The organism is Deltaproteobacteria bacterium (assembly GCA_016210005.1).
Taxonomy (GTDB): Bacteria; Desulfobacterota; Binatia; order HRBIN30; family JACQVA1; genus JACQVA1.
Genome location: JACQVA010000012.1, coordinates 72436 through 96597, shown reverse-complemented (window position 1 = coordinate 96597; position 24162 = coordinate 72436). Strand labels below are relative to the sequence as shown.

22 protein-coding genes and 1 pseudogene are annotated in these 24162 nt (G+C 65.5%); 14 read left to right on the top strand and 9 right to left on the bottom strand.

Features of this window, described 5'->3' with window-relative positions; all coding sequences use genetic code 11:
- Positions 1-9: 9 nt before the first annotated feature.
- Entirely contained in the window at positions 10-2733 is a 2724-nt protein-coding gene (locus tag HY699_02310; GenBank protein MBI4514634.1) for a PAS domain S-box protein, read from the top strand.
- Here HY699_02310 and HY699_02305 read toward each other — a convergent pair.
- The 8 genes and pseudogenes from HY699_02305 to HY699_02270 all read right to left on the bottom strand — a co-directional run bounded on the left by HY699_02305 (position 2708) and on the right by HY699_02270 (position 8707).
- Positions 2708-3898 carry a lipid-transfer protein gene (locus tag HY699_02305; GenBank protein ID MBI4514633.1) on the bottom strand — a complete coding sequence of 397 codons (1191 nt, stop codon included), beginning with the start codon at positions 3896-3898 and terminating at the stop codon, positions 2708-2710. The genes HY699_02310 and HY699_02305 overlap by 26 nt on opposite strands.
- Positions 3899-4006: 108 nt before the next feature.
- On the bottom strand, positions 4007-5008 hold the full coding sequence (locus HY699_02300) for an aldolase catalytic domain-containing protein (protein ID MBI4514632.1): 1002 nt from the start codon (positions 5006-5008) through the stop codon (positions 4007-4009).
- Between the two features lie 287 nt (positions 5009-5295).
- Positions 5296-5529, bottom strand: a pseudogene (locus tag HY699_02295) (GIY-YIG nuclease family protein).
- 117 nt (positions 5530-5646) lie between these two features.
- On the bottom strand, positions 5647-6588 hold the full coding sequence (locus HY699_02290) for an alpha/beta hydrolase (protein MBI4514631.1): 942 nt from the start codon (positions 6586-6588) through the stop codon (positions 5647-5649).
- Positions 6589-6678: 90 nt separating this feature from the next.
- Positions 6679-7395, bottom strand: a complete 717-nt coding sequence (locus HY699_02285; GenBank protein MBI4514630.1) for a 3'-5' exonuclease — start codon at positions 7393-7395, stop codon at positions 6679-6681.
- Positions 7392-8042 carry a methyltransferase gene (locus tag HY699_02280; protein ID MBI4514629.1) on the bottom strand — a complete coding sequence of 217 codons (651 nt, stop codon included), beginning with the start codon at positions 8040-8042 and terminating at the stop codon, positions 7392-7394. The genes HY699_02285 and HY699_02280 overlap by 4 nt, the downstream gene beginning before the upstream one ends.
- A gap of 8 nt (positions 8043-8050) precedes the next feature.
- Positions 8051-8323 (bottom strand): hypothetical protein, encoded by a 273-nt coding sequence (locus HY699_02275; protein MBI4514628.1) that lies wholly within the window; start codon positions 8321-8323, stop codon positions 8051-8053.
- Positions 8324-8338: 15 nt separating this feature from the next.
- Entirely contained in the window at positions 8339-8707 is a 369-nt protein-coding gene (locus HY699_02270; GenBank protein ID MBI4514627.1) for a metallopeptidase family protein, read from the bottom strand.
- A 77-nt stretch (positions 8708-8784) separates the two neighbouring features.
- On the opposite strand from HY699_02270, the gene HY699_02265 reads away from it, so the two are divergent.
- The 3 genes from HY699_02265 to HY699_02255 all read left to right on the top strand — a co-directional run bounded on the left by HY699_02265 (position 8785) and on the right by HY699_02255 (position 11904).
- Positions 8785-9555: a hypothetical protein gene (locus tag HY699_02265; protein ID MBI4514626.1), complete on the top strand. Its 771-nt coding sequence runs from the start codon at positions 8785-8787 to the stop codon at positions 9553-9555.
- A gap of 69 nt (positions 9556-9624) precedes the next feature.
- On the top strand, positions 9625-10698 hold the full coding sequence (locus tag HY699_02260; protein MBI4514625.1) for an acyl-CoA dehydrogenase family protein: 1074 nt from the start codon (positions 9625-9627) through the stop codon (positions 10696-10698).
- Positions 10699-10755: 57 nt separating this feature from the next.
- Positions 10756-11904 carry an acyl-CoA dehydrogenase family protein gene (locus tag HY699_02255; GenBank protein MBI4514624.1) on the top strand — a complete coding sequence of 383 codons (1149 nt, stop codon included), beginning with the start codon at positions 10756-10758 and terminating at the stop codon, positions 11902-11904.
- Positions 11905-12041: 137 nt separating this feature from the next.
- On the opposite strand, the gene HY699_02250 is transcribed toward HY699_02255, so the two are convergent.
- Positions 12042-13553, bottom strand: coding sequence for an AMP-binding protein (locus HY699_02250; GenBank protein ID MBI4514623.1), 1512 nt, complete (start codon positions 13551-13553; stop codon positions 12042-12044).
- Positions 13554-13891: 338 nt separating this feature from the next.
- Here HY699_02250 and HY699_02245 point away from each other — a divergent pair, with 338 nt between their 5' ends.
- The 10 genes from HY699_02245 (at position 13892) to HY699_02200 (ending at position 23894) form a co-directional block, all read left to right on the top strand.
- On the top strand, positions 13892-14296 hold the full coding sequence (locus tag HY699_02245; protein ID MBI4514622.1) for a cytochrome c maturation protein CcmE: 405 nt from the start codon (positions 13892-13894) through the stop codon (positions 14294-14296).
- Between the two features lie 78 nt (positions 14297-14374).
- Positions 14375-15904 (top strand): HAMP domain-containing protein, encoded by a 1530-nt coding sequence (locus HY699_02240; protein MBI4514621.1) that lies wholly within the window; start codon positions 14375-14377, stop codon positions 15902-15904.
- A 6-nt stretch (positions 15905-15910) separates the two neighbouring features.
- Positions 15911-17338: a sigma-54-dependent Fis family transcriptional regulator gene (locus tag HY699_02235; GenBank protein ID MBI4514620.1), complete on the top strand. Its 1428-nt coding sequence runs from the start codon at positions 15911-15913 to the stop codon at positions 17336-17338.
- Between the two features lie 158 nt (positions 17339-17496).
- Positions 17497-18744 carry a c-type cytochrome gene (locus tag HY699_02230; GenBank protein MBI4514619.1) on the top strand — a complete coding sequence of 416 codons (1248 nt, stop codon included), beginning with the start codon at positions 17497-17499 and terminating at the stop codon, positions 18742-18744.
- 129 nt (positions 18745-18873) lie between these two features.
- The gene (locus HY699_02225; protein MBI4514618.1) at positions 18874-19563 is read left to right on the top strand and encodes a hypothetical protein; all 690 of its coding nucleotides are present in this window, start codon (positions 18874-18876) and stop codon (positions 19561-19563) included.
- Positions 19544-20488 carry a 4Fe-4S dicluster domain-containing protein gene (locus HY699_02220; protein MBI4514617.1) on the top strand — a complete coding sequence of 315 codons (945 nt, stop codon included), beginning with the start codon at positions 19544-19546 and terminating at the stop codon, positions 20486-20488. The genes HY699_02225 and HY699_02220 overlap by 20 nt, the downstream gene beginning before the upstream one ends.
- A gap of 9 nt (positions 20489-20497) precedes the next feature.
- Positions 20498-21790: a polysulfide reductase NrfD gene (gene nrfD, locus HY699_02215; GenBank protein MBI4514616.1), complete on the top strand. Its 1293-nt coding sequence runs from the start codon at positions 20498-20500 to the stop codon at positions 21788-21790.
- Between the two features lie 133 nt (positions 21791-21923).
- Entirely contained in the window at positions 21924-22277 is a 354-nt protein-coding gene (locus tag HY699_02210) for a cytochrome c (GenBank protein MBI4514615.1), read from the top strand.
- Between the two features lie 131 nt (positions 22278-22408).
- On the top strand, positions 22409-23167 hold the full coding sequence (locus HY699_02205) for a DNA-binding protein (protein ID MBI4514614.1): 759 nt from the start codon (positions 22409-22411) through the stop codon (positions 23165-23167).
- An 82-nt stretch (positions 23168-23249) separates the two neighbouring features.
- The gene (locus HY699_02200; protein ID MBI4514613.1) at positions 23250-23894 is read left to right on the top strand and encodes a DUF1566 domain-containing protein; all 645 of its coding nucleotides are present in this window, start codon (positions 23250-23252) and stop codon (positions 23892-23894) included.
- Positions 23895-24162 lie beyond the last annotated feature (268 nt).

Genomic DNA, 24162 nt, shown 5'->3' with positions numbered 1-24162 from the left:
AATCGTCCGATGGCCGCTTCCGCGCTCGGGCCGCAGACGGCCGCCGGTGGTTTGCGCCTGCTGCTCCTGGAAGACAACCCGCACGATGCCGAGTTGGTGGTGGCGACACTGGAGGATGCGGGCTACAAGGTGACCTGGGATCGCGTACAAACCCGCGGTGAGTTTCTGCGCCGCTTGCCGGCGCCAGACTACGATCTCATCCTCGCCGACTATGCCATGCCGGGCTTCGACGGTCTGACGGCGTTGTACCTGGCGCAGGAACAGGGGATCGAGATTCCCTTCGTCCTGGTCTCGGGCACCCTGGGTGAGGAGGTTGCGATCGAGAGCCTGAAGGCGGGGGCGACCGACTATGTATTGAAGACGCGCCTGGAGCGGTTAGTGCCGGTGGTGCGGCGGGCGCTGCAAGAGCGCGAGGTCGAGCGCAAGCAGCACGAGCTCGAAGCTGCCCTGCGTGCCAGCGAGCAACGCTTTCGCTCGCTGATCGAGAACGCCAGCGACCTGGTGTCGATTGTCGACGCCGGCGGGATCGTGCGCTACCTCAGCCCCTCGCACGAGCGCGTGCTCGGTTACGCTCCCGAGGAGTTTGTCGGCACCGATGTCTTCGAGCTGGTGCATCCCGATGACCTGGGGCCGGTGCTCGCTCATTTCCAGAGTGCCCTCACCGGCGCGGACAATGCGGTGCCCCTGGCCGTGCGCTTTCGCCATCGTGACGGCTCCTGGCGCGTGTTGGAGGGGACCGCCCGGAACTTATTACACGATCCCGCGGTGGCGGGGGTGGTGGTGAATACCCGCGACATTACCGAACGCACGCAGGCCGAGGCCGCCTTGCGCGCGAGCGAACAGCGCTATGCCACGCTGACCACGATTTCGCCGGTCGGCGTCTTCCACACCGACGAGCAGGGGCGCTGCGAGTTTGTCAACGAGCGCTGGCGCGAATTGGCGGGCCTGACGGCCGAGCAGTCGCTCGGCGAGGGGTGGATAAAGGTGATTCACCCGGATGACCGCGAGCGTGTCATCAAGGAATGGTACGACGCGGTTCGCGAATGCCGGCCGTATCGCGGGGAGTGCCGCATGGTGCACCCGGACGGCACTATAGTTTGGGTGCTCGGCCTGGGGATTGCCGACAAGTCGCCTGAGGGCAAGATGCTGGGCTACGCGGGTACCGTCACCGACATCACTGAAATCAAGCAGGCGCAACTGGCCGCGCAAGCCGCCAACGATAGCTTGCACCTGGTTATGGCGCAGATGCCGGCGGTGCTGTGGACCACTGATGCCGAGCCGCGACTCACCTCGTGCACCGGTAGGGGACTGGCGCAGATGGGGCTGAGGACAAACCAATTGGTGGGCAGCACTTTAGCCGAGTATCTCATGAGCGCGGATCCCGAATTGGCGCCCCTGGCGGCCCAGCGCCGGGCGCTGGGAGGCGAATCGGTGAATTACGACTTCGAGTTGCAAGGTCGCACCTTCGCTTGTCACATCGAGCCACTGTACGATAATGCTGGCGCCATTATCGGTACCATCGGGCTGGCGCTGGACGTCACCGAGCAGAAGCGGGCGGAGGCGAGGCTGCGCGAGTCGGAAGAGCAGTATCGCGAGCTGGTCGAATCGCTGAGCGAAATCGTCTTCGCGCTCGATGAACAAGGGCGGGTGGCGTACATCAGCCCGGTGGTACAAGAAGTCGGCGGCTATCAGCCGGCCGAAGTCATCGGCCGGCTGTTCGTGGAATTCGTCTTCCCCGACGACGTACCGGAGCTGCTGGCGGGTTTTCAGAAGGTCCTCGGCGGCGAACTGGAGCCGGGCGAGTATCGCCTGGTGAGCAAGTCGGGCGAGGTCCGTTGGGTGCGCAGCGCCAGCCGGCCGATCATTCGCGACGGGCGTGCGCTCGGGGTGCGCGGCACACTGGTGGATATCTCCGAGCGCAAGCGGGCCGAGGACGAGATTAGCCGTCTCAATGCCGAACTCGAGCAGCGCGTGCAGCAGCGCACCGCCCAGCTCGAAGCCGCCAACAAGGAGCTGGAGGCCTTCAGCTATTCGGTGTCGCACGACTTGCGCGGACCGCTGCGGGCGATCGATGGCTTCAGCAAGGTGGTGCTCGATGGGCACGCCGGCCAGCTCGACGAGGAGGGGCAGCGCTGCTTGCAGCGGGTGCGCGGCGCCACCCAGCACATGGGCGAGCTGATCGACGACCTCCTGCGGCTGGGGCAGGTCACCCGCAGTGAGATGCACTGGCAGCGCGTCGATCTCAGCGCCTTGGCCGAGGCCATCGCCGCTGAGCTGCAGAAGACCCAACTGCAGCGGCGGGTGACGTGGTCGATCGCGCCGGCGTTATCCGCCCGCGGCGATGTGCGCCTGCTGCGGGTGGCGCTGGAAAACCTGCTCGGCAACGCCTGGAAGTACACCGGCAAGCAGCCGGCAGCGCGGATCGAGTTCGGGACCCTACCGGTTGCGGATTCCAGGCTTAAGTCTCCGGCCGCCAGTCACCCCGACGAAGTCGTGTTCTTCGTCCGAGACGACGGTGCGGGCTTCGACATGAGCTATGCCGCCAAGCTCTTCGGCGCCTTCCAGCGCCTGCACCGCACCGGCGAGTTCGAGGGCACCGGCATCGGCCTCGCCACCGTGCAGCGAATCATCCAGCGCCACGGCGGCCGGGTATGGGCCGAAGCGGAGGTGGGCAGGGGCGCCACCTTCTACTTCACCCTCGGGCTGGTTACGCTGCCTTGCGGTACATCGTGACGACCGCGGCGCCGCCGAGGCCGAGGTTGTGCTGCAACGCGACCTTGGCAGCCTTCACTTGGCGCTTGTCGGCTTGACCGCGTAGCTGCCACGTCAGCTCGCTGCACTGCGCCAGACCGGTGGCGCCCAAGGGATGCCCCTTGGAGATCAAGCCGCCCGAGGGATTGACGACGACCTTGCCGCCGTAAGTGTTGGCGCCCGAGTCGACGAACTCCCCCGCCTTGCCCTCAGAGCACAGGCCGAGCGCTTCGTAGGTGATCAGCTCGTTGCACGAGAAGCAGTCGTGCAGCTCGACCACGTCGACATTTTCGGGGCCGAGGCCGCTCTGCCGGTAGACCTTCTGCGAGGCCTGTTTGGTGAGGTCGTAGCCGACCATCTTGATGCAGCTGCGCTCCTCGAACGAGCTGGTGAAGTCGGTGGCCATGGCCATGGCGACGATCTCGATGGCCTTGGGCTGCAACCCGTGCTTGCGGACGAAATCCTCGCTCGCCAGGATTGCGGCGCCGGAGCCGTCCGAGGTCGGGCAGCACTGCAGCTTGGTCAGCGGCTCGTAGACCATCGGGGCGTTGAGGATATCGTCGAGCGAGTACTCGGCCTGGAACTGCGAGTAGGGGTTGTTCACCGAGTGCTTGTGGTTCTTCCAGCCGATCTTGGCGAAATGCAGCGCGGTGGTGCCGTAGCGCTCCATGTGCTCGCGGCCGGCGTTGCCGAACATCTGCGGCGCCGCCGGCGCCGCAGCAAACCCGCGCAGATCGGCCATCAGTTGCATGTGGCGATCCATCGGATGGGTGCGATCGGTGTACTTGGCGCCGAGCGAGCCCTTTTCCATCTTCTCGAAGCCCAGCGCCAGCGCGCAGTCGGCGATGCCGCCCTCGATCAGCTGCTTGGCCATGAACAGTGCGGTCGAGCCGGTCGAGCAGTTGTTGTTGACGTTGTAAATCGGGATGCCGGTGAGGCCGAGGCCGTAGACCGCGCGCTGGCCGCAGGTGGACTCTCCGTAGCAGTAGCCCACCACCGCTTGCTCGACGGTATCGTAGGGAATGCCCGCGTCCTGCAAGGCTTTGGTACCCGCCTCCTTGGCCATGTCGGGATAGTCCCAGGCGCGCGAGCCCGGCTTCTCGAACTTGGTCATGCCGACGCCGATGACGAAAACCTTTCTGCCCATGGGGTGTCTCCTTGTTGTTCGGACTCGGCGCCGGCTGCTCCCGGTCGCCTGACGCGCAGTGTCATAGCGTCATCGCCGGCGTAAGGGAAGCCAGGGGGCCCGAAGCCGTTACTCCTCTTCGACCAGGGAGTCGAAGAACTTGACCAGGTTGCCGCGGTGCTCGGTGGTGTTGAACTCGATGGCGGCGCGCGGGTGGCGGTTGAGCAGGCCGGTCATCATGTACGGGATATCGAAGCCCCAGAGAAGCTTCTGCCGCATCGGCTCGATGTATTCCTGAATGCACTGCAGCACGGGCCGGAGCCGGTACTTGGGGTTGTGGAGGAAACCGATCAGCAGTTCGATCGGGCAGTTGCCGGCGCCGCGACCGAGACCGGCCATGCTGCCATCGAGCATGTTGGCGCCCAGGATGATGGCTTCGATGCTGTTGGCGTAAGCCAGCTGCTGGTTGTTGTGCGCGTGCATGCCGATGGTCTTGCCGCAGGGGGTGGTGTAGCGCAGGAACTTCTCCATCAGGTAGCGGACCTGCTCGCTGTAGAAGGCGCCGAAGCTGTCGACCAGGTAAATCGCATCGACTTCCGAATCCGCCAGGATCGCCAGCGCTTCGTCCAGCTCCCACTCCGGCACTGTCGAGGCGGCCATCAGGTTGAGGGTGGTCTCGTAGCCCTTGTCGTGGGCGTCCTTGATCATATCCAAGGCCACGGGGATCTGGTGGATGTAGGTGGCGACGCGGACCATGCTCAGCACGCTCTGGCCGCGCGGCAAGATGTCCTCGTGATAGTCAGTGCGTTCGGCGTCGGCCATCACCGACAGTTTCAAGGGGGAGTCGTTGTCCCCCACCACCCGGCGCATGTCGTCCTCGGTGCAGAACTTCCAGCAGCCGTACTGCGCCGGGACGAAGATCCGTTTCGAGGCCTTGTAGCCGAGTTCCATGTAATCGATGCCCGCTTGCACGCAGGCGCTGTAAACGGCGCGGACGGTGGCGTCGTCGAACTGGTGATTGTTCATCAGCCCGCCGTCGCGGATGGTGCAATCCATGATCTTGATTTCGGGGCGGTAGGACAGCCAGCGGCGGGCTGGTCCGTCGGGCTCTTGCTTCGCTGCTTTCTCCATGGCGCTATCTCCTGCGACAATAATGCTGGCCGGCGGCGCGCGGACGCGCACAGTGCCGGCGCCGAGCAATGACATTACGCCGCTGAAAAAGCAAAGTACCTTGCCTTCGCTACCGCCGCAGGGGTGTGCGACAAATCTGTGGGTAACGTGCAGCCGACCGGGCAAATCCTCAGCAGTCTGACAGTACGGTGTACTGACAGGCCGAGGCCCATGGCCGAAAGGGACGCAATTTGTCATTCCCGCGAAAGCGGGAATCCACGGCACCGGCTCGCTACGACCCGCCAGCGCTACACGATCTCGTCATCGAGGTCTCGCCCGTCCGGGTTCTGAGCTGCGATCAGCTCGATCTTCCAGGCGCGGCCCCACTTCTTCAGCTGCTTCTCCCGCACGATTGCGGTCTCTGCGCAGCCGTGCGCTTCGTAGTAGACCAGCTTGTCAACGCTGTGAGGTCACCCCAATGTACAGCGTGCCGTTCCGTTTGCTGGCGAGCGGAGGATGTAAACGCAGAACTGCTTGTCCATAGCGCCAAACGCCAAACTGGATTTCCGCTTTCGCGGGAATGACGGCCATAACACCGAACCACGTTACCCACAAATTTGTCGCGCACCCCCGCCGCAGCCGCGCGGGCAGCACCGGCCTCAGGCGCAGCGCTCCGGGCGCGGCCGCGCCAGCAGGTCGGCGCAGAAGTAGCGCAGCGCCTGGTTGAACACGTGGGCTTGCTCCCACTGGACGAAATGGCCGCAGTTGCGCAAGCGAAACGGCCCGATGCGCTCGAGAAAAACGCACTCGGCCATCCGGTCGAAGTCGGGGTAGATGATGTGGTCTTCGGGGCCGAACAGGATCAGGGTCGGCAGCGGGTTCTTGCCCCAGTGCGGCGGCTCTGAGAGCGGGCGCGTGCCCATCGCCGATTCGTAGTTGCCCCAGCCCGCGCGCAGCTTCGCGGGCTCGGCGAAGGGCGCGCTCATGAATGCCACCGCGGCGGCGGTAAAGGCCCCGGGGGCGGCCCAGAAGCGGTGGCCGTAGAACGAGGCGACGTAATCGCGCCGTTCGGCTTCGCTGCTGAGCTCCGCCAGTAGGCTGTCGGCGCCGGTGCCCTGGCGCAGATAGTAGTCGGCCGCCTCGAGCGCCGGCCGCGTGCGCAGGCCGCGATGCTCCTCGCGCAGATACGGCAGCGGTCCGTTGAAGAGCACCTGGCGCACGACAAAGCCGGGGAAGCGCAGCCCGAGGTCCTGTAAAATGGCGCCACCGAGATCACCGCCGGCGACAACCACACGCTGATGACCGAGTCGGTCGTGTACCAGGGCGTAGAGGTCACGCGAGTGCGCCGCTAGATCGAAGAAGCCATCGGTAGGAATGTCGCTGTCTCCGAAGCCGCGCAAGTCGGGTGCGATGACCTCGAAGCCGGCCTCTGAGAGCGGGCCGATGTTGCGATACCAGATGCGCTTGGTTTCGGGCCAGCCATGGATGAGTAACAAGGGCAACCCGCCCACGCCCGCCCGCACAAAGCTCATGTTGAAGCCGCGCACAGCCCCACGCTCGATCGTAAAGGCATCGGCGCGCAACAAATCCGAGTCCGGCATGTGACCCTCCTGGTTGCTCGACTGACTGCCTCGCGCTGGTGCCGCCACCATGGCACAGCCGGCCCACGCGCGAAATAGGCGCCAGCGGCCTCACAGCTCAGCGCGCCAAGCCGCGGCAGCGGCCCAAAGTGCTTCGAGCTGGGCTTGGCTGACGCGCCCGCGCATACGTTCGACGCGCAACAGCAAGAGGTAGGTCTGAATCACATCGCGGCGGCAATAACGGCTGATCGCCTGCGTCTCGCCGGCGCCCCACAGCGCCTCGACCTGCTCGCCGCGAACCGTGGTCTTACCTGGTAGACCGATCAGCTTGCTCAGCATGTCGAGACCACCGCGCAGCCGTACTGCGCCGGCGTTGGTGAGGAAGTCGTGCAGGTCGTACTGCTGATCGGAGTAGCGATAGCGTAACCCGTAGCGCTCGTTGAAATAGCGCGGGGCCGCGACCCCGTGCCGCAGCGCTTGCAGCTCCAACACCGGCAGATCGAAGCCGCGCCCGTTGAAGGAGACCAGCTTGGCGTCCATCGCCTCGACCTCGGCCCAAAACCGCCGCACTACCTCGGCTTCCGACAACTCCGCCACGCTATAGGTATCGACCGCGCTCAACCTCAGGTCATCGGACACCCGGCCCAGGACCACGCAGATCGGCACGTGGAACGGGACCGGAAAGAAGTCGCTGTCATACTCCTGGCGTAAGTGTTGGCGCACCCGCTCGTAGGCCTCTTCATCGCTCAGCGGCTCGTCTGGATGATACACGGCACGAACCAAGCCCTTGTCGATGCGCGTTTCGATGTCGAAGACGAGGTACTTCATGGCAACCGCCGCGCCCGCAGCACCCGCACCCAGACCCGGTGACCGTCCTCTGATTCGGCCACGCGCTGCTCGCTGAGCGCGAAGCGCGGCCGCAACAGGTCGGGCAGACGCTGCTCTTCAGTGCGAACGGATTCCGCGATCCAGGCTTCGCCGCTCTCACTCAGGTGCGCGGCGAGGAAATCAACCAGCGCGGGATTGGCCTCGGGATCATAGGTGACATCCGCTGCCAGACAGAGATCGAAGCCGCCACGCACCGCGGCACGTTGCCAGTCCATGGCGAAGACTTCCGCCTGCAGTGCATTGGCGCAGAGGTTGCGCCGGACAAAGCGCAAGGCATCAGGGTCGCGGTCACTGAAGCATACGTGCGCCCCACCGCGTGCCGCGATCAAGCCGGGCACGCCCAGGCCACAGCCCAATTCGAGCACGCGCCGGCCGCGCCAACGCGCCGCGGCGTTCGCAACCAGGCGGGCCAGCGTCAAGGCCGCGGCCCACAAGTGCGCCCAGTACGGCGGTTCCGGCGCGCCGGCATTCTGCAACAGCACGGCGCGATCGATGTATCGCGCCAGGTCGCGCACGCGAATGAGCCGCAGCGCGCCGCCCGGCAGATCCGCGAGGACTTCTTCTTCGACTGCTGCGGTGATCAGCACGGCGGCACTCACAGGTAGGGAGCAAACACCCGCATCGCCGACAACAAGGCCTCCAGGTCGGCATACGGCTCCAAATCACGGTAGAGCACCCGGTAGTATCCGGATGCCCGCGCGCGATCGGCCGGATCATCGGCAGCGGCCACGGCGGCCTCGAACATCTTTAACATCGCCTCGGCGTTGAGCTTGCTTTCGACCGGGATTTCCTCGCTCACCGCTACCAGCAGACGCATGCGCTCGCTCAAGCGCAACACCCGCTCCACATCGCTCAGCATCTCGGGCATGACGATCCGCGCTCGCTAGTAGCCCGCCGCCCGGATTTCGTCGTCATCGAGGCCGAAGAAATGCCCGACCTCGTGGACGACCGTCTTCTTGATCTGACGCCGGATCGCACCCGGGGTGTGGTAGGTCCGTACCAGCGGACGGTAGAAGATCGTGATGCGGTCGGGTAGCACCATGCCGTAGCCGGCACCGCGATCGCTCAAGGGAACGCCCTGGTAGAGCCCAAACAGGGTATCGCGGCGCGGATCGAGTTCCATTTCACGCAGCAGATCCGGGGCCGGCTCGTCTTCTACGACCACCTCGACGTTCTCCAGCCGGGCGGCAAACTCCTCCGGCAGTTCATCGAGGGCCTCCTCCACCAACTGCTCGAACCGGCTCCGATCCATGGCGCGATCATACACCGCGCGGCGCCGAGGCACCAACTTGACCCACTGGTCGAATCCTGACACAAGGCCGCCAGCTGATGAGTCTCGCCCGCCGTATCACCGCCATGTTCGTCGTGATCCTGCTAGCCGGTTGCGGCGAGTCGGGCACCAATCCGCTGCGCGCGCGCGAAGCCAACTTCCGGGTCAAGGGCGTCACCGGCACCCCGTTTCGCCTGGTCGAGATTTTGGCCAGCAACGGCCCGCCACATCTGTTCGATCCGCCGCGTGAGTTGTTGGCGCCGCATACCTTCATCTTGCTCAACGCCGGCCCGAACACCACGGATACTCCCGGCCTGCCCCCTGATCCGCAGGTGCGGGCAACATTTAGCGGCAACCCGACCGCCACCAATGACGTGACGATCGAGTTGCGCCTCGGCTTTGAAGAAAACTTGGTCGCGCCCCCGGCCGTTATCGCCGCCGGCACGGAGCAGGAAGTGAGCGTGGCGACTAACGGACCGCAGCCCGCGCTCGACGCTTCGGCACCGGAGATTCGCCTCGAGGTCTGCACCCAGACCAACCCGCCGAGCACGCTGTGCAGCGAGCAAACCGGCTCGCAGAACGAGATCCCGTTCACCGCCAATATCGGCGACGAGACCAGCACGTTTCTGCCCTGCGGGGATACCCGGCTATGCACGGCACCGACGATGTTCTACTTCGAGGCGCCGCAGCGCACCGTGAGTGCAATCATCAGCAAGGCGGTGCGCGACGATCAGGTCATCTTGGCCAACCTGTACCTCAACGGCACCTTCCGCAGCGCTGCCCGCGCCACTCGCGACGAACCCAACGCCCGCGTCCGCGTCGACCTCTGAGAGCCGCGGGGCTTCATCCCTGCGTCTGGCGCTGGCAGCAGGGGTGAGGTAGGGTCCGCTCGCCTGCCTATGGACGCCAGTCTGACCGAAGAACAGCAAGCACTACGCGACAGCGTCGCTCGACTGGCCGCTGATCTCGCTCCGCCATCGACCGCGCAGTTGCCGCCGGCCGGAGCGGGCGAAAGCGAATGGGCGCAGCTGGCTGAGATGGGTTTGCTGGGGATGCGGATTCCCGAGTCCGCCGGCGGAATGCCGGTCTCCGGGGTCGAGGTTGTCCTGGCGGCTGAAGAGCTCGGCAAGCGGCTGGTTCCTTTGCCGTTCATCGGCCCGGCGATCATCGCGAGCAGCCTGCTAGCCGCCGGCGGCGCGTCGGCCGAAGTACTGGAGTCGCTTGCCAGCGGCCAGCGGCGTCTGGCGCCGGTGCTCGATCCTACGTTGGCGCGGTTTGCGTCTCGCGGCGAGGCCGGCGTGGCCTGGGAGGCGAGAGGCGCAGAGGCGGGCCTGGTGATCGAGCGCGACTCGGGAAGATTGCTGGCGGTGCGCCCACGCGCCGATCGGCTCAACGGCGTCGATCTGACCCGCGAGTTGCGCGTGGTCGAGGCGGCAGCCGAGATCATCGATATCGGAGATCTCGGCGGCGCGCTGCCGCCGGAGGCTATGGAGCGGACGCTGGCCCTGGCGCTGGCGGCCATTTGCGGCGACCTTGTCGGCGTGATGCAGGCGGCCCTCGATCTCTCGGTGGCCTACGTCTCCACGCGCGTCCAGTTCGGCGTGCCCGTGGGCACGTTCCAGGCGGTGCAGCACCTGGCCGCCGAAGCGCAGGTATCGACCGAGGCCGCGCGCGGCTTGGCGTGGTACGCCGGCTGGGCGGTCGAGGAGCTGGACGCGCACGCAGCCCTGCTCGCAGCGCGCACGGCCAAAGCCTATTGCTCGGAGCATGCGCGGGAGGTGACCGAAACGGCGCTGCAACTGCACGGCGGGGTGGCGTTCACCTGGGAGCACATGGCGCACGTGCTGGTGCGGCGCGCGCTGGTCGGCCGCCAAACACTGGGTGACGAGCACGCGCAACTCGACGCGATCGCCGCTCTTCGGTCGGCCCGCTCTTACTCCCTCTCCTCCCAGGTCGGAGCTGGGGTGAGGTGATGAGATGTTCCGCGGCTCTCTGAGCTAGGCGTCCAGCTGTGAGCATCGATAACACAAATGGATTTCCGCGATAGCCCCGAAGAACGCGACTTCCGCAGCCAGTTCCGCGGTTGGCTTACCGAGCACGCCCCCGGCGAGCCGATCCCGGTGGAGCCCGAAGCGCGGGCGGCGTTTCTCTTGGCCTGGCATCGCCGGCTCTACGCGGCTGGGTACGTCGGCCTGTCATTTCCTGTCGAGTCTGGCGGCCGTGGGCTGCCCCCGACGTACGAGGCCATCTTCAACGATGAGCTGGGCGCTGCCGGCGCACCGCCGGGGCCGGCGTTCGGCCACATTGCCAACGCCATTCGCCTCCACGGTAGCGAGGAGCAGAGGCGGCGGCATTTGCCCGGTCTGCTGTCGAGCCAGGTCCGTTGGTGTCAGGGGTTCAGTGAGCCGGGCGCGGGTTCGGATTTGGCCAACCTGTCGACACGCGCGCAAGCGGTCGAGATGAACGGTGCCGTAACCGGCTACCGCATCACCGGGCAAAAGATCTGGACCAGCGAGGCGGTAGGGGCCGACTGGTGTTTGTTGCTGGCGCGTTCTGAGCCGGGGTCGTGCCGCCACCACGGCATCTCCGTGTTGTTGGTGCCGATGCGCACGCCGGGCATCGACTGCCGGGCGATCGTGACCGCCAGCGGCACGCGCGAATTCGCCGAGGTGTTCTTCGACGGCGCCGAGGTGGACGCGGCCAACCTGCTCGGCAGGCCCGGTCAGGGATGGGCGATCGCGATGTCACTGCTGGGCTACGAACGCGGGCCGGCCGACATCGGCTGGGTGTCCCGCTTTGCGCGCACGCTACGCCTGCTCGAAGACCAGGCGCGTGCCGGCAGCCTGCGGACCGAGCCGGCGCTGCGAGCGGCGCTGGCGAAGGCGTACGTCGATCTGCGCGCGCTCCAGGTGCAAGTGCAACGAACGCTGTCGAGTCGCATGGACGGATCGACCCCGGGGCCGGAGGGCTCGATCGACAAGCTGCTGATGACGCGCACCGACCAGAGCCTGCACCGGGCGATGATGGACCTGCGCGGTGCGGAGCCGCTGCTCGAAGACGGCCTCGACCTCGACCTCTATTTCTGGTCGCGCGCCCAATCCATCTTCGGCGGTACCTCACAGATCCAGCGCGACATCGTCGCCCAACGCGTGCTCAAGCTGCCGCGAGCCGGGAAATAGCGCGCCGAGCTGGCGCGGTTGCTCGGCGACGAAGCCGCGCACCGGCGCGAGCTGCGCGAAGCGCACCGGCTGTTCGTCGCGACGGGCGCCCCCGGGCACGCGGAGAGAACCAGCCGACAACTCAGCGCGAGCTGTTGTCAGATCCTGCGCTCCCGCCCTTTCCAATGGCGGTCGCGTAACCGGCGGGTGTAGAGCTTGCCGGTCGGATGGCGGGGGAGTTCGGCCTCGAAGTCAATCGAGCGCGGCACCTTGTAGGCAGCCAAGTGCTGGCGGGCGAAGGCCAGAATCTCGGCTGCCAATGCCGCAGACGGCTGGCGCCCCGGGGCCAGCTCGACGGCCGCCTTCACGCTCTCGCCCCATTCATCGTCGGGAATCCCGAACACGGCCGCGTCAGCTACCGCCGGATGCTGCTGCAACACCTGCTCGATCTCGGCCGGGTAGATATTGACGCCCCCGGCGATGATCAGGTTCGACTGGCGATCGGTGAGGTAGACGTAGCCGGCGGCATCGACCCGGCCTATATCACCGGTCGTGAATACGCCCGGTTCCAAGTAGCTCGCCGCGGTCTTCTCGGGCGCGCCGTGGTACTCGAAGACCGTGGCCAGATGCCGGTGGCGGCAGTAGAGGACCCCGATCTCGTCCGGGGGCAAGCGCCGGCCGTTGTCGCCGGCGGCAAACACCTCGAAGTTGGCCGTGGGCCGGCCGACGGTGCCGGGGTGCGCCAGCCAATCGGCCGAATCGACGAGCGTGCACACGCCGCCCTCGGTGGCACCCCAGTACTCGACCAGGACTTTGCCCCACCACTCGATCATGCGCCGTTTCACCGCCGGCGCGATCGGCGCCGCCCCGTGCAGCACCACGCGCAGTGAAGACGGGTCGAACTGGTTTTGCACCGCTTCATCGAGCCGCAGCAGCCTTACGAACATCGTCGGTACCATGTGGGTGTGTCGAATCTCGCGCTCCCGAATCAGGTGCAGCGTCGGCTCGGCATCCCAGCGCGGCATGATGACAATCGGGGCGCCATTGGCCTGGTCGTACATCGCGAACAGCAGCGGCGCGGCGTGGTAGAGCGGCCCGGTGACCAGATGAGGCCCGCTGCCGTCGAGTCCGAGCGCTCGGCCGGCGGCGGCGGCAGCAGCCAGCGCCGCTCCCAACGTCGCCGGGCGGGCGCGTTTGACGCCCTTGGGCCGGCCGCTGGTACCGCTGGTATAAATCATCGTGGCGCCGGCGGGGCCAGCGAGCGACAGCGGTTCGTCCGATACTCGCGCCAGCGCGCGATCGAGTTCATCTCCCGCCAGCACCACCGCCGCGGTTGGGGTTTGGCGAGCGATCGCTTCATGGTCCGCGTCGACAAACACCACCCGCGCCCCGGAGTCGGCGCCGATATAGGCCACTTCCTCAGCTTGTAGGTGGCGGTTGATGGGCGTCAGCCAGATGCCGGCGAGCATGGCTCCGAGGACCAACTCGATGAACTCGACGCGATTGCCCATCAACACGGCTGCGTGCTGATTCGGCCGCAAGCCGAATTCGTCGCGCAACAAGTGCGCCACCCGCGTGCTGCGATCGATCAGCTCGGCCCAAGTGCGCCGGCACGTCAGATCATCGAGTGCCACCGCACCCGGGCGTGCTCTTGCCTGCTCGAAGATCATCGGGCAGCGCCAGCCGGGGAAGCGCTCCCAAAACGTGGGCGAAGCTGGCTTGGTTCGAACACCGACACGGTGCTCCCATAGCGCGCTAGAGGACCATAGGCAAAATCGAATTGGCCGCCTGACAGGGTTATGAGAGACGGTTGTGCTCCACATAAGCCTTTCTCGGTTGTCATGCCGTGAAATTCGCCGTAAATGGATCGGCGGGCGATACGGGCGCTCCGATGCAAGCGATCTTTGCCCCCTTTTCCCGCACCCGAAGGGCAGAGGGGCATGGATCATCGCTGACCGAGGTAACGACATCGGCGATGTGCCCGTAAACGGGGAGGTAAAGCTAGGCCATGCACAGGCGGCTGAAGTTCGTTCTGGGTGGTGGGGGAATCGTTCTGGCGGTGAGCTATCTGGTATCCACCGCCACGCTCGACTCGGCCACGTATTATCTGACCGTCAGCGAGGCGGCCGAATCGGCGCATGGCGGGGCGACCGTGCGGGTCAAAGGCAAAGTCCAGGGCGGCAGCATCGCACGGCACGCCGAGGAGCCGCGGTTGGCGTTCGTCCTCAGTGACAGCCGGCAGCAGCTGCGCGTTCGCTACGACGGTCTGCTGCCGGACCTCTTCAGCGACGGCCGCGAGGTCATAGTTGAGGGGCGCCTCGACGGCGGCGAGTTGCGGGCGCAAGCGATCCTGGCGAGTTGCCCATCGAAGTACGATTCGCCGGATGGTGCGGCCCCGGCTCGTGATCGCTAGGAGCCGATCGGATCAATGGCTGCCGGGCGCATATCACTAGCCATCCGCGAGTCGGCGACGCGCACCTGACCGCCGCCGATGGGCTTCGCCACGCGGATAGCGGCTGCGATCGGCAGCAGCCTCAAGCTCAAGCTCAGCCTGTTCATCGTCACCATCCTAGCCCTCACCGTTGGAATCGCACCGTGGAGCGCGATCCGCACGCAAGAGCAGCAGCTGCAACGGGCGGCACAGGCGCGCCTGCGGGCGCTGCACGAGATGCTGGGTAAGACGATCATTACCACCTGCATGCTCGTGGGCGAACGAGAGTCCGTCCAGCGGGTGGTCGAAGTCACCACCGGCCACCAGGACATTCGGAGCGTGCGGCTCTTTGATGCGCACGGGGTAATCAAGTACTCGTCCGACGTGGCCGAGCTCGGCACACAACTGAGCGCGGCGGAGCTGACTCGCCACTACGGGCAAGTCGACCCCATCGTGGTCCGCGAAGGCGGCAACGTCAACCTGACGCTGGCGCAACCGCTGTTCAACCGGCCGGAGTGCGTCTCCTGCCACGACGCGACGCACAAGATCTTGGGCGTACTACAGGTCAGCCTTTCGCTCGACGGCATGCGGGCACAGCTGGCCGTCCTCAAACGCTCCGCGCTGGTGGCCACGCTGATCACACTGGGCGTGATAGCCATCGGCATCTGGCTGTCGCTGACGGTACTGGTCGATCACCCGCTGCAACAGCTGGTGGAGGTGATGGAGCGAGCTGAGCGTGGGGACCTCAGCGTTCGCGCCAACGCACGCAAGAGCGACGAGATCGGCTGGCTGGCGCGGCATTTCAACGACATGATTTCCAAGCTCGACATTGCCCAAGATCAACTCGAACGCTACCACCAGGAGCAATTGGCGCGGGCCGATCGCCTGGCCACGATCGGCGAGATGGCAGCCGCGGTGGCGCACGAAATCCGCAATCCCCTGACCGGTATCAGCGGCGTCCTTTCGGTCTTGAGCCGGGATTTTCCCAGCGACGATCCGCGCCGCGAGGTGGTTCGGCAAACCCACCACCTGATCGATCGCCTGAACAAGTCCGTGGAAGATATCCTTCACTATTCGCGCCCCTCGCAGCCGCAGCTCCACCCCGTCAAACTCGACGACATAGTCGGCCTGGCGCTGTCGCTGGTGCAGAGCGAAGCCAAGAAAGCACGGGTGCATCTCATCAAGCAGACCGCCCCGGGCGCGGAAGAGAACGGCAGTGCCGCAACGGTCAATGCCGACCCGTACCAAATCCAGCAAGTGCTGATAAACCTCATTCTCAATGCCATCCAAGCCACGGCCGCGGGTGGGCAGGTCGCGTTGCGCACGGAGGTGGCGAGAGACAACGGCGCTGCGGGCTTGGCTTGCATCGAGATTGAAGACACGGGCAAGGGCATGACCGCCGAAGAGGCGGCCAAGGCTTTTCTCCCGTTCTTCAGCACCAAAGCCCAGGGAACCGGGCTGGGGCTGCCGATCGCCAAACAAATCATCGAGCAGCATCGGGGGCGGATTTCGCTGCGCAGCGCCCCCGGCAGCGGCACCTGCGTCCGCGTCGAACTGCCCGCCCTTACCCCACCGAGTCAGGAGACGTAGCCCGCCATGCCCAAGGCCAAGGTGCTCGTCATCGACGACGAATCGATGATCCGGTGGTCCGTTGAGCAAACGTTGCGGGCCGCCGATTACGAGGTCGCCAGCGCCGAAAGCGCCGCCGAGGGTACGGCGCTGTTTCGCGAGCTCGCACCCGACGTGGTGTTCCTCGATCTGCGGCTGCCCGACGGTGACGGTCTCACCGTGCTCAAGAGCCTGAAGGACGAAGCCGGATCGGAAGTGGCGGTCATCATCATGACCGCTTTCGGCGAGATTCGTACGGCCGTCGAGGCCACCCGCTTGGGGGCGTACGACTACCTGAAGAAACCGTTCGACTTCAACGAGCTCGAAGTCATCGTCGAGAAGGCGCTGGAAACCATTAGCCTGCGCCGCGAGGTCGGCGAGCTGCGTCAGGAACGCAAGAAGGCGTACAGCTGGGAGAATATCATCGGCAAATCAGAAAGAATGCGCCAGGTCTTGGGGCTGGTGGAGAAGGTCGCTCAGAGCGATGCCGCCACGGTCCTGTTGCGCGGAGAGAACGGTACCGGCAAGGACCTCTTCGCCCGCGCCATCCATTACTGCAGCCGCCGGGCCGACGGCCCGTTCTTAGATATCTCCTGCACTGCCATGCCCGAGACCCTCTTCGAGAGCGAGCTGTTCGGCTACGAAAAAGGGGCGTTCACCGACGCCAAGGCCACCAAGCGCGGCCTGCTGGAGTTGGCCAGCGGCGGCACGCTGTTCTTGGACGAGGTCGGCGATATGCCCCTGGTTTCACAGGCCAAGTTCCTCAAGTTCATCGAGAGCAAGCAGTTCAAGCGCCTCGGCGGTACCGTTGACCACCACGTGGACATCCGCATCGTGGCCGCCACCAACGCTGACCTGGAGAGCGCCGTGCGCGAAGGTCGCTTCCGCGAAGACCTCTACTATCGCTTGAAAGTAATCCCCATCGTCTTGCCGCCCCTGCGCGAGCGGCGCGACGATATCCCGGCGCTGCTCCACCACTACATGGCCAAGTACAACGCCGAGTTCCGCAAGAGCTTCCGCAAGATTTCGGCCGAGGCGCTCAAGCTGTTGGTGGCCTACCCCTGGCCCGGCAACGTGCGTGAGCTGCGCAACCTGCTGGAGCGTATCTTGATCCTCGAAAGGGGCGACACCATTCTGCCTGAGCATCTGCCGCCCGAGATCACCACGCCGGGCGCACTCGCCGGCGCATCGGTACTCCCCCCGGGTAGTGACCCGGCAAGCGCAGCGGCGGTGTGGCCCACCAGCAACACCTATCGGCTGCCGCCCGCAGGGATCTCGCTGGAGGAGGTAGAAAAGGAATTTGTTAGGCAGTCACTGGAGATAGCCGAGGGCAATCAGACGCGGGCGGCCCAGCTTCTCGGGATCAGCAGAGATGCGTTGCGCTATCGGATGCAGAAGTTCGGATTCAGCAGCTGAGGGAATTCACGCAGCGGGGGATTTCCCCCAGTGGCGTGCGTGCTTTCCCGCAGTGGCGGAGTTAGAATGGAGCCTGTGTGGGGGCAGAGTACGGCGGCACGGCAGCGGCACTGCCGCGGCGCGGGAAAGAGCCGGCAGCGGCTCGAAGTGTGAGACGAATGGCAAATGCCAAGGGTTTGGCTCTCGCTTACACCAGTAGCAAGGGGTTACTGCAGGCCGCAGCTGTAGTGATCGGCACGCTCGGTCTGCTCGCTTGCGTGCTGCCGAAGCCGGGACGAGCGGGCGAGATCGAGCCGCCCAATCAACCGCTGATCGAAGGCCGGCCGCTATTCGAGAGCAAAGGCTGCGTTCGCTGCCACCGCCTCTGGGGCGAGGGCAACGCCGCGGTAGCCGGCCCCGACCTTGGACGCGAAGGCCCTTGGCGCGACGCCCTGCAGTTGGCCGGCAGTCTGTGGAATCACACACCGGCAACGATCGAGGCGCTGCGACAGCGCCAGGGCGAGCCGGTTCTGTGTTCACCCGAGGAGATGGGCAAGCTGGTGGCTTACCTGTTCTCCGTCAGGTTTGTCGGCGAGCTGGGCGATGCCGAGCGAGGGAAGCAGCTTTTCCGGCAACGCTCGTGCGCCCGCTGCCACCAGTTTCGCGGCCGTGGCGGCAACGTCGGCCCGCGACTCGACGAGTTGAAGGATTACGCGTCGGCTGCCTTCATGGCCCAGGCGCTGTGGAACCACGGTCCGGAGATGGCGGTCAAGATGACCGAGCTGAAGCTCGTGCGGCCCCGTCTCGAGGACGGCGATGTAAACGATATCGTCGCCCTCATCCGCGGCGAGCTGCGCGCGGCGACGGCCCTGGATCTCGCTTACACGCAGGCGGGAAACCCGCGCGCGGGTCAGAAGCTGTTCCGCGAGAAGGGCTGCATTAAGTGCCACGCGGTAGCCGGCGTGGGTGGCGCCGTGGGCCCCGACCTCGGCAAGCGAACCGCACGGCGTGCCGGAGGCCTGGCGGCGGCCTTTTGGAATCACGGTCCAGCCATGTGGGCGAAGATGAAAGAGTTGGGCCTGCCGGTACCCAAACTCGCGGAACCCGAGATGGCGGACCTTCTCGCCTACCTTTACTTCATCCAGTACACGGACGAGAGCGGCGACCCGAGCACGGGGGCGGTGCTGTTTCGGGAGAAGTCGTGCGCGCAGTGCCACAGTGCCGGCGCTGAGGGGTCGCAGACCGGGCCGGATCTCGCCGCTGCCAAAGCGCTGCGTTCGCCGCTGCATTGGGCCGCCGCCATGTGGAACCACGCTGCCGCCAGCACCAAGACGGCGGCGCAGCTGCCGTCGCCATGGCCGCGTTTCGATAATGACGAGATGCGCCACCTGGCCGCGTTCCTGCGATCGCCCGGCCGGAGCAAATGAGGTGAGGCCAGTGTCATGAGCGAAATCGAACCACCACGGCCGAGCCGAGAATCGGCGGGCGGGCAGAGCGAGGAGTTCGACCGCGAGTTCTCGATCGCCCGTTCGAACGCGCTCGTGCCGTTGCTGATAATGTCGGCGGTGACCGTGCTCGCCATACTAGTGGTGATCGTCCGGGCGAAGCCGGTGATTCCGCCTGAGGGAACCGCAGCCAACAAGGCCTTCAGCCCGGCGGACTTCCCGGCGGTGTTTGCCAAGGAGGAAGGGTTGATCGGAGCTGCCGGCGCAGGTGCAGCACCGCCAGGCGCCGGGGCCGTACTGTTCCCGGTTCCGGCCCCGCCCTTCAGTGAAGGGGTGTTCCCGTGCATGGAGTGCCATGGCAGCATTCCCGCCAACGGCGAGCGGCGCGTACTCGAAGCCATGCACGGCGATATCGTGCTGCACCACGACGAAGAACACCGCTGGTGCCTCGATTGCCACGACGCCGAGGACCGGGACCATCTGCGGCTGGCGAGCGGAGCGCTGGTGCCGTTCACCGAATCCTACCGGCTGTGCGGCCAGTGCCACGGAACGCAGTACCGCGACTGGCGCAGCGGCATCCACGGCAAGCGCACCGGTTACTGGCAAGGATCGAAGCGCTATCTGCTGTGCGTGCACTGCCACAATCCCCACAGCCCGCGGTTTGCCTCCCTCCAGCCCCTGCCGCCGCCGGTGCGGCCGCAGTTCCTACGTTCCGAAGACGCGCTCGCCGCCGCGGCCAGCGGCGGGCCCGGCACGGATGCGGACACCAAGGAGAACGGCGATGCCGGACCCGCGCACTGACGCGATCACCTGTGGTGATACCGAGGACGACGCCAAGGTCGACCCGGTCACCCTCAGCCGGCGTGACTTCCTTACGGCGGTAGGCATGGCGGCGGCCGGCTTCCTAGCCGGCTGCTCACCCGAAGTGCGCGAGGCCTACCTGCAGAAGCATTTCCTCGAGCTGTCGCCGCCGGAAGTCGAGGCGCGCCTCGGTAGGTTGCACGCCGACTACGCCAAGCGCTTCGGCACACAGGTGCAGGTCTCGGCTCTCCCGGCGCAGCCGGGCGTGGTCTTCGGATATGCCCTCGATCTCTCGCGCTGTATTGGCTGCCGGCGTTGCGTTTACGCCTGCGTCAAAGAAAACAACCAGTCGCGCAATCCCCAGATCCAGTGGATCCGCGTGCTCGAAATGGAGAAGAAGAAGGGCATCGATTTCGAGGCGGCGAACCCGTACTACAACCCCGAGCAAGTGCCCGACCCCGAGCACTTCTACTTGCCGGTGGCCTGCCAGCAGTGCCGCACGCCGCAGTGCACACGGGTCTGCCCGGTCGGCGCCACCTGGCAGGAGCCCGACGGCATCGTGGTCATCGACTACGACTGGTGCATCGGCTGCCGCTGTTGCATGTCGGCCTGCCCGTACGGCGCGCGCCATTTCAACTGGGGCGAGCCGGAGGTGCCGGCCGCCGAGTTGAATCCGAACATGCACGTGCTCGGCAACCGGCCGCGTCCGCGCGGCGTGGTCGAGAAGTGCACGTTCTGCATCCAGCGCGTGCGCGCCGGCCGCTACCCCGCCTGCGTCGAGATCTGCCCCGTCGGCGCCCGCAAGTTCGGCAACCTGCTTGATCCCGAGAGCGAGATCGCGCGCATCCTGCGCGAGAAGCGCGTCTTCGTGCTCAAGGCCGAACTCAAGACCGAGCCCAAGTTCTATTACTTCTACGGCATCTAGCGAGGGCACATGGGACCACTGCAGTTCATCGCAACCAGCGCTCGCTTCGTCCTTCGCGGCGGCAAGGCTTACTGGCTGTGGGTCGGATTTCTGGTGGCGCTGATCGTGTGGGGCGTGCTGGCGTACATCGATCAGTTCAACAGCGGCCTGATCGTGACCAACATGCGCGACCAGGTGTCGTGGGCGTTCTACATCGGCAACTTCACCTTCCTGGTCGGCGTCGCCGCCGCCGCAGTCGTTCTCGTCATCCCCGCTTACATTTATCATTGGGGGCCGATCAAGGAGGTGGCCCTGCTGGGCGAGATTCTCGCGATCAGCGCCATTGTCATGTGCCTGCTGTTCGTGGTGGTGGACATGGGCCGGCCCGACCGCTTCTGGCACCTCATCCCCGTCATCGGCCACATGAACTTCCCGAGCTCGGTGCTCGCCTGGGACGTAGTGGTGCTGAACATTTACCTGGTGCTCAACCTGGTGATCGTCACGCACATACTTTATCGCGGCATGCAGGGGCGCTCCTACAACCAGCGCCTGGTGGTACCGCTGGTGCTGTTCTCGATCCCGGCCGCGGTCGGCATCCACACCGTCACGGCCTTCATTTACGCCGGGTTGCCGGGGCGCCCCTATTGGAACGCCTCGATTCTGGCACCGCGCTTCTTGTGCTCGGCGTTCTGCTCCGGGCCGGCGGTCATGCTCGTGCTATTCCAAATCCTCCAGCGCACCACCAACATCGCGATCAAGGACGCCGCCATCTGGAAGGTAGCCGAGCTGATGGCTTACGCCATGTTCATCAACCTGTTCCTGCTGGGCGCGGAAATCTTCAAGGAGTACTACTCGGCCACCGAGCACTTGATCCATTTCCAGTATCTGTTCACCGGTATCCACGGACACCACGCACTGGTGCCCTATGCCTGGGCATTCGTCTGCTGCGGGATCAGCGCCTTCCTGTTGTTCCTCTTTCCGGCCACGCGCCGCAACGTGGTGACGCTGAACTTGGGTTGTCTGCTCATCTATGCCAGCGTGTACATCGAGAAGGGGATGGGGCTGGTGATGCCGGCATTCACACCCGACACCCTCGGTGAGATTTACGAATACACGCCGACACTGCACGAGCTCCGCATCGGCGCCGGCATCTTCTCGACCGGTTTTCTGGTGTTCACCGTGCTCTGCCGCATCGCCATCCCGATCCTGACCGGCCAATTCGCGGCGGTACACGCGCACGCCGGCCGCGATTCGCTGCGCGGCCGCCTCACCACCGCGCCCACTCCTCACCAGCCATCCGCCGCCGGCGGCCGTCATTTATGACCGAGCGACTGCTTGCGCCGCCGACCATGACCTCGGTCCGTGCTCCGCCCGGCGTCCGTCTCGCGAGAACGCCGGTGAGGTAACTCGACTAACCAACGGGCAGCTTGGGAATGCAGAAGGGAACGGAGGAACGATGAAGACACGGATACTGTTCAAGAGCGTGGCGACGGCCGCAGCGGGCTGTTTGCTGACCGGCCTAGTGGCGGCGACCGCAGGTGCCGCCGAAGACGGCAAGGCGCTGTACGACAAGAACTGCGCCTCATGCCACGGCCCCGGCGGCAAGGGGGACGGTCCGGCGGCGAAGATTCTGAAGCCTGCGCCCAAGGACTTGGCGACTGCGATCAAGGGCAAGAGCGACGACGATATCGTCAAGGTCTCGAAAGAAGGCGGCAAGGCCGTCGGGATGGCCGCCACCATGCCGGCATCCAAGCTGAGCGTCGACCAGATCAAGGCGGTGGTTCAGTACATGAAGGGGTTCGGGCAGTGACGGACCGCGCGAACTGAAGAATAGGATGGAGGCAGGGCAAGGGCGGCCGCGAAGGCGGCCGCGTCCTCGCCCTGTCTTGCCGCATGCACACCTGGTATAGGTCCGAGATCATGGACTTGGGAGGAATAACTGTGAGACGCCTGACACACGCGACCGTCGCCGCCGGCGTAAGCCTCGTGCTGGTTGCACGCATTACCTACACGCAACCGGCGCTAGCCCAGCCGGCTGCACCACCCGCCGGGGCGGCGCCTGCGGCCGCGGCGAGCACCAGCGGCAAAGTGGTCGAGACGATGGATGCCGGCGGTTACACCTACGTCCAGGTCGATGACGGCGGCAAGAAGATCTGGGCGGCGGCGCCGAAATTCGCGGTCGCCGTCGGCGACCAGGTGGTGGTGCCGGCGGGTGCCCCGATGCATGACTTCGAGAGCAAGACCCTAGGAAGAACATTCGACGTGGTCTATTTCGTCGCCGCCGTCCAGGTGGCCGGCCGCAGCGCGTCGCAACCGGCAGCGGCGCACGGCGCGGCAGCGCACGCTGCGCCAGGCCAGGGCGCCGCACCCGCAGCACTCGATCTCTCGAACCTCAAGAAAGCAGAGGGTGGCCACACCGTAGCCGAGCTGTTCGCCAACAAGGCCGCCCTCGCCGGCTCCGAGGTCGTCACTCGTGGCAAGGTGGCCAAGTTCACCGCTCAGGTCATGGGTAAGAACTGGCTTCACGTGCAGGATGGAACCGGCGGCGCCGGCACCAACGATCTCACCGTCACCACCAGCGCTACTGCCGCGGTCGGCAACACTGTGCTGGTGCGTGGTACGCTCAGTACCAACAAGGACTTCGGCTACGGCTACAAGTACGACATCATCATCGAAGATGCCGCCGTCGCGGTGGAGTGAGGTCAGCTCGACTGCCTTCGCTCGACCGGCTCGCCAACAGCTATCGGCGGCGTTCCAACACAACCTCGGAGGAGGCCCCAAAATGCGTGCAACCATCGTGGTGATTGCCACCGTCCTGCTGGCGCTCTGGCCCGGGCGCAGCCAAGCTCAATGCGACCAATGCCAGGGGGACTTCAACTACGACGGCCAGGTCACGATCGATGAGCTGGTCACCGCGGTGAACAACGCCTTGAACGACTGCCCGGCACCGGGGGCGCGTTTCCTCGACAACGGCGACGGGACGATCACCGACAGCAGGACTGGCCTGCAGTGGGAGAAGAAGAGCGACGACGCCTCCATCCACAACAAGGACAACACTTACACCTGGACTGCCGGTTCTCCCTATGATCCGAACGGCACCGCGTTCACCGTTTTCCTGGCGACCTTGAATCGCGAGCCGTGCTTTGCGGGGCACTGCGACTGGCGGCTACCAAGCGCCGCCGAGCTGCAAGGCTTGGTCGATCACACGCTCTGGGCCCCCGCCATCGATCCCATCTTCAACATGGCGTGCGCCCCGGGCTGCACGATTACAGCTTGCAGCTGCACGGTGTCGGACTTCTACTGGACGTCCACCCCAATGGCCGAACTCCCCGACTACACCTGGAGCGTGGACCTCAACTACGGCGTGGTCAACCTCTACGACAAGACCCTCCGCTATTACGTGCGGGCCGTGCGCAGCGGCTCGTAACTGGGGCTCTTGCAACGGATTAAGCTGGTTGCGGGCCGCGGAAAGGATTCTCGCAACGGATTAAACGGATTGAACGGATTCTACGGATCGGAGCACGCCAAGGCTTCAGCATCGGCATTCGCGAATGGTGCTTACCCGGTACTCATCCGATTCCGAATCCGCCCAATGCGTTTGATCTGTTCCCGTTGTAACCCTCCTTAGCTCGAAAGCACGAAACCGGAACTCGGTGCGGGGTGCCGGCCGTAACTCCGAGCCGGTTGACAGTCGC

Coding starts and splice junctions, on each gene's coding strand:
- HY699_02310 (MBI4514634.1), top strand. CDS start 10: ATGGCCGCTTCCGCGCTCGGGCCGCAGACGGCCGCCGGTGGTTTGCGC.
- HY699_02305 (MBI4514633.1), bottom strand. CDS start 3,898: ATGGGCAGAAAGGTTTTCGTCATCGGCGTCGGCATGACCAAGTTCGAG.
- HY699_02300 (MBI4514632.1), bottom strand. CDS start 5,008: ATGGAGAAAGCAGCGAAGCAAGAGCCCGACGGACCAGCCCGCCGCTGG.
- HY699_02290 (MBI4514631.1), bottom strand. CDS start 6,588: ATGCCGGACTCGGATTTGTTGCGCGCCGATGCCTTTACGATCGAGCGT.
- HY699_02285 (MBI4514630.1), bottom strand. CDS start 7,395: ATGAAGTACCTCGTCTTCGACATCGAAACGCGCATCGACAAGGGCTTG.
- HY699_02275 (MBI4514628.1), bottom strand. CDS start 8,323: ATGCCCGAGATGCTGAGCGATGTGGAGCGGGTGTTGCGCTTGAGCGAG.
- HY699_02270 (MBI4514627.1), bottom strand. CDS start 8,707: ATGGATCGGAGCCGGTTCGAGCAGTTGGTGGAGGAGGCCCTCGATGAA.
- HY699_02265 (MBI4514626.1), top strand. CDS start 8,785: ATGAGTCTCGCCCGCCGTATCACCGCCATGTTCGTCGTGATCCTGCTA.
- HY699_02260 (MBI4514625.1), top strand. CDS start 9,625: ATGGACGCCAGTCTGACCGAAGAACAGCAAGCACTACGCGACAGCGTC.
- HY699_02255 (MBI4514624.1), top strand. CDS start 10,756: ATGGATTTCCGCGATAGCCCCGAAGAACGCGACTTCCGCAGCCAGTTC.
- HY699_02250 (MBI4514623.1), bottom strand. CDS start 13,553: ATGATCTTCGAGCAGGCAAGAGCACGCCCGGGTGCGGTGGCACTCGAT.
- HY699_02245 (MBI4514622.1), top strand. CDS start 13,892: ATGCACAGGCGGCTGAAGTTCGTTCTGGGTGGTGGGGGAATCGTTCTG.
- HY699_02240 (MBI4514621.1), top strand. CDS start 14,375: ATGGGCTTCGCCACGCGGATAGCGGCTGCGATCGGCAGCAGCCTCAAG.
- HY699_02235 (MBI4514620.1), top strand. CDS start 15,911: ATGCCCAAGGCCAAGGTGCTCGTCATCGACGACGAATCGATGATCCGG.
- HY699_02230 (MBI4514619.1), top strand. CDS start 17,497: ATGGCAAATGCCAAGGGTTTGGCTCTCGCTTACACCAGTAGCAAGGGG.
- HY699_02225 (MBI4514618.1), top strand. CDS start 18,874: ATGTCGGCGGTGACCGTGCTCGCCATACTAGTGGTGATCGTCCGGGCG.
- HY699_02220 (MBI4514617.1), top strand. CDS start 19,544: ATGCCGGACCCGCGCACTGACGCGATCACCTGTGGTGATACCGAGGAC.
- nrfD (MBI4514616.1), top strand. CDS start 20,498: ATGGGACCACTGCAGTTCATCGCAACCAGCGCTCGCTTCGTCCTTCGC.
- HY699_02210 (MBI4514615.1), top strand. CDS start 21,924: ATGAAGACACGGATACTGTTCAAGAGCGTGGCGACGGCCGCAGCGGGC.
- HY699_02200 (MBI4514613.1), top strand. CDS start 23,250: ATGCGTGCAACCATCGTGGTGATTGCCACCGTCCTGCTGGCGCTCTGG.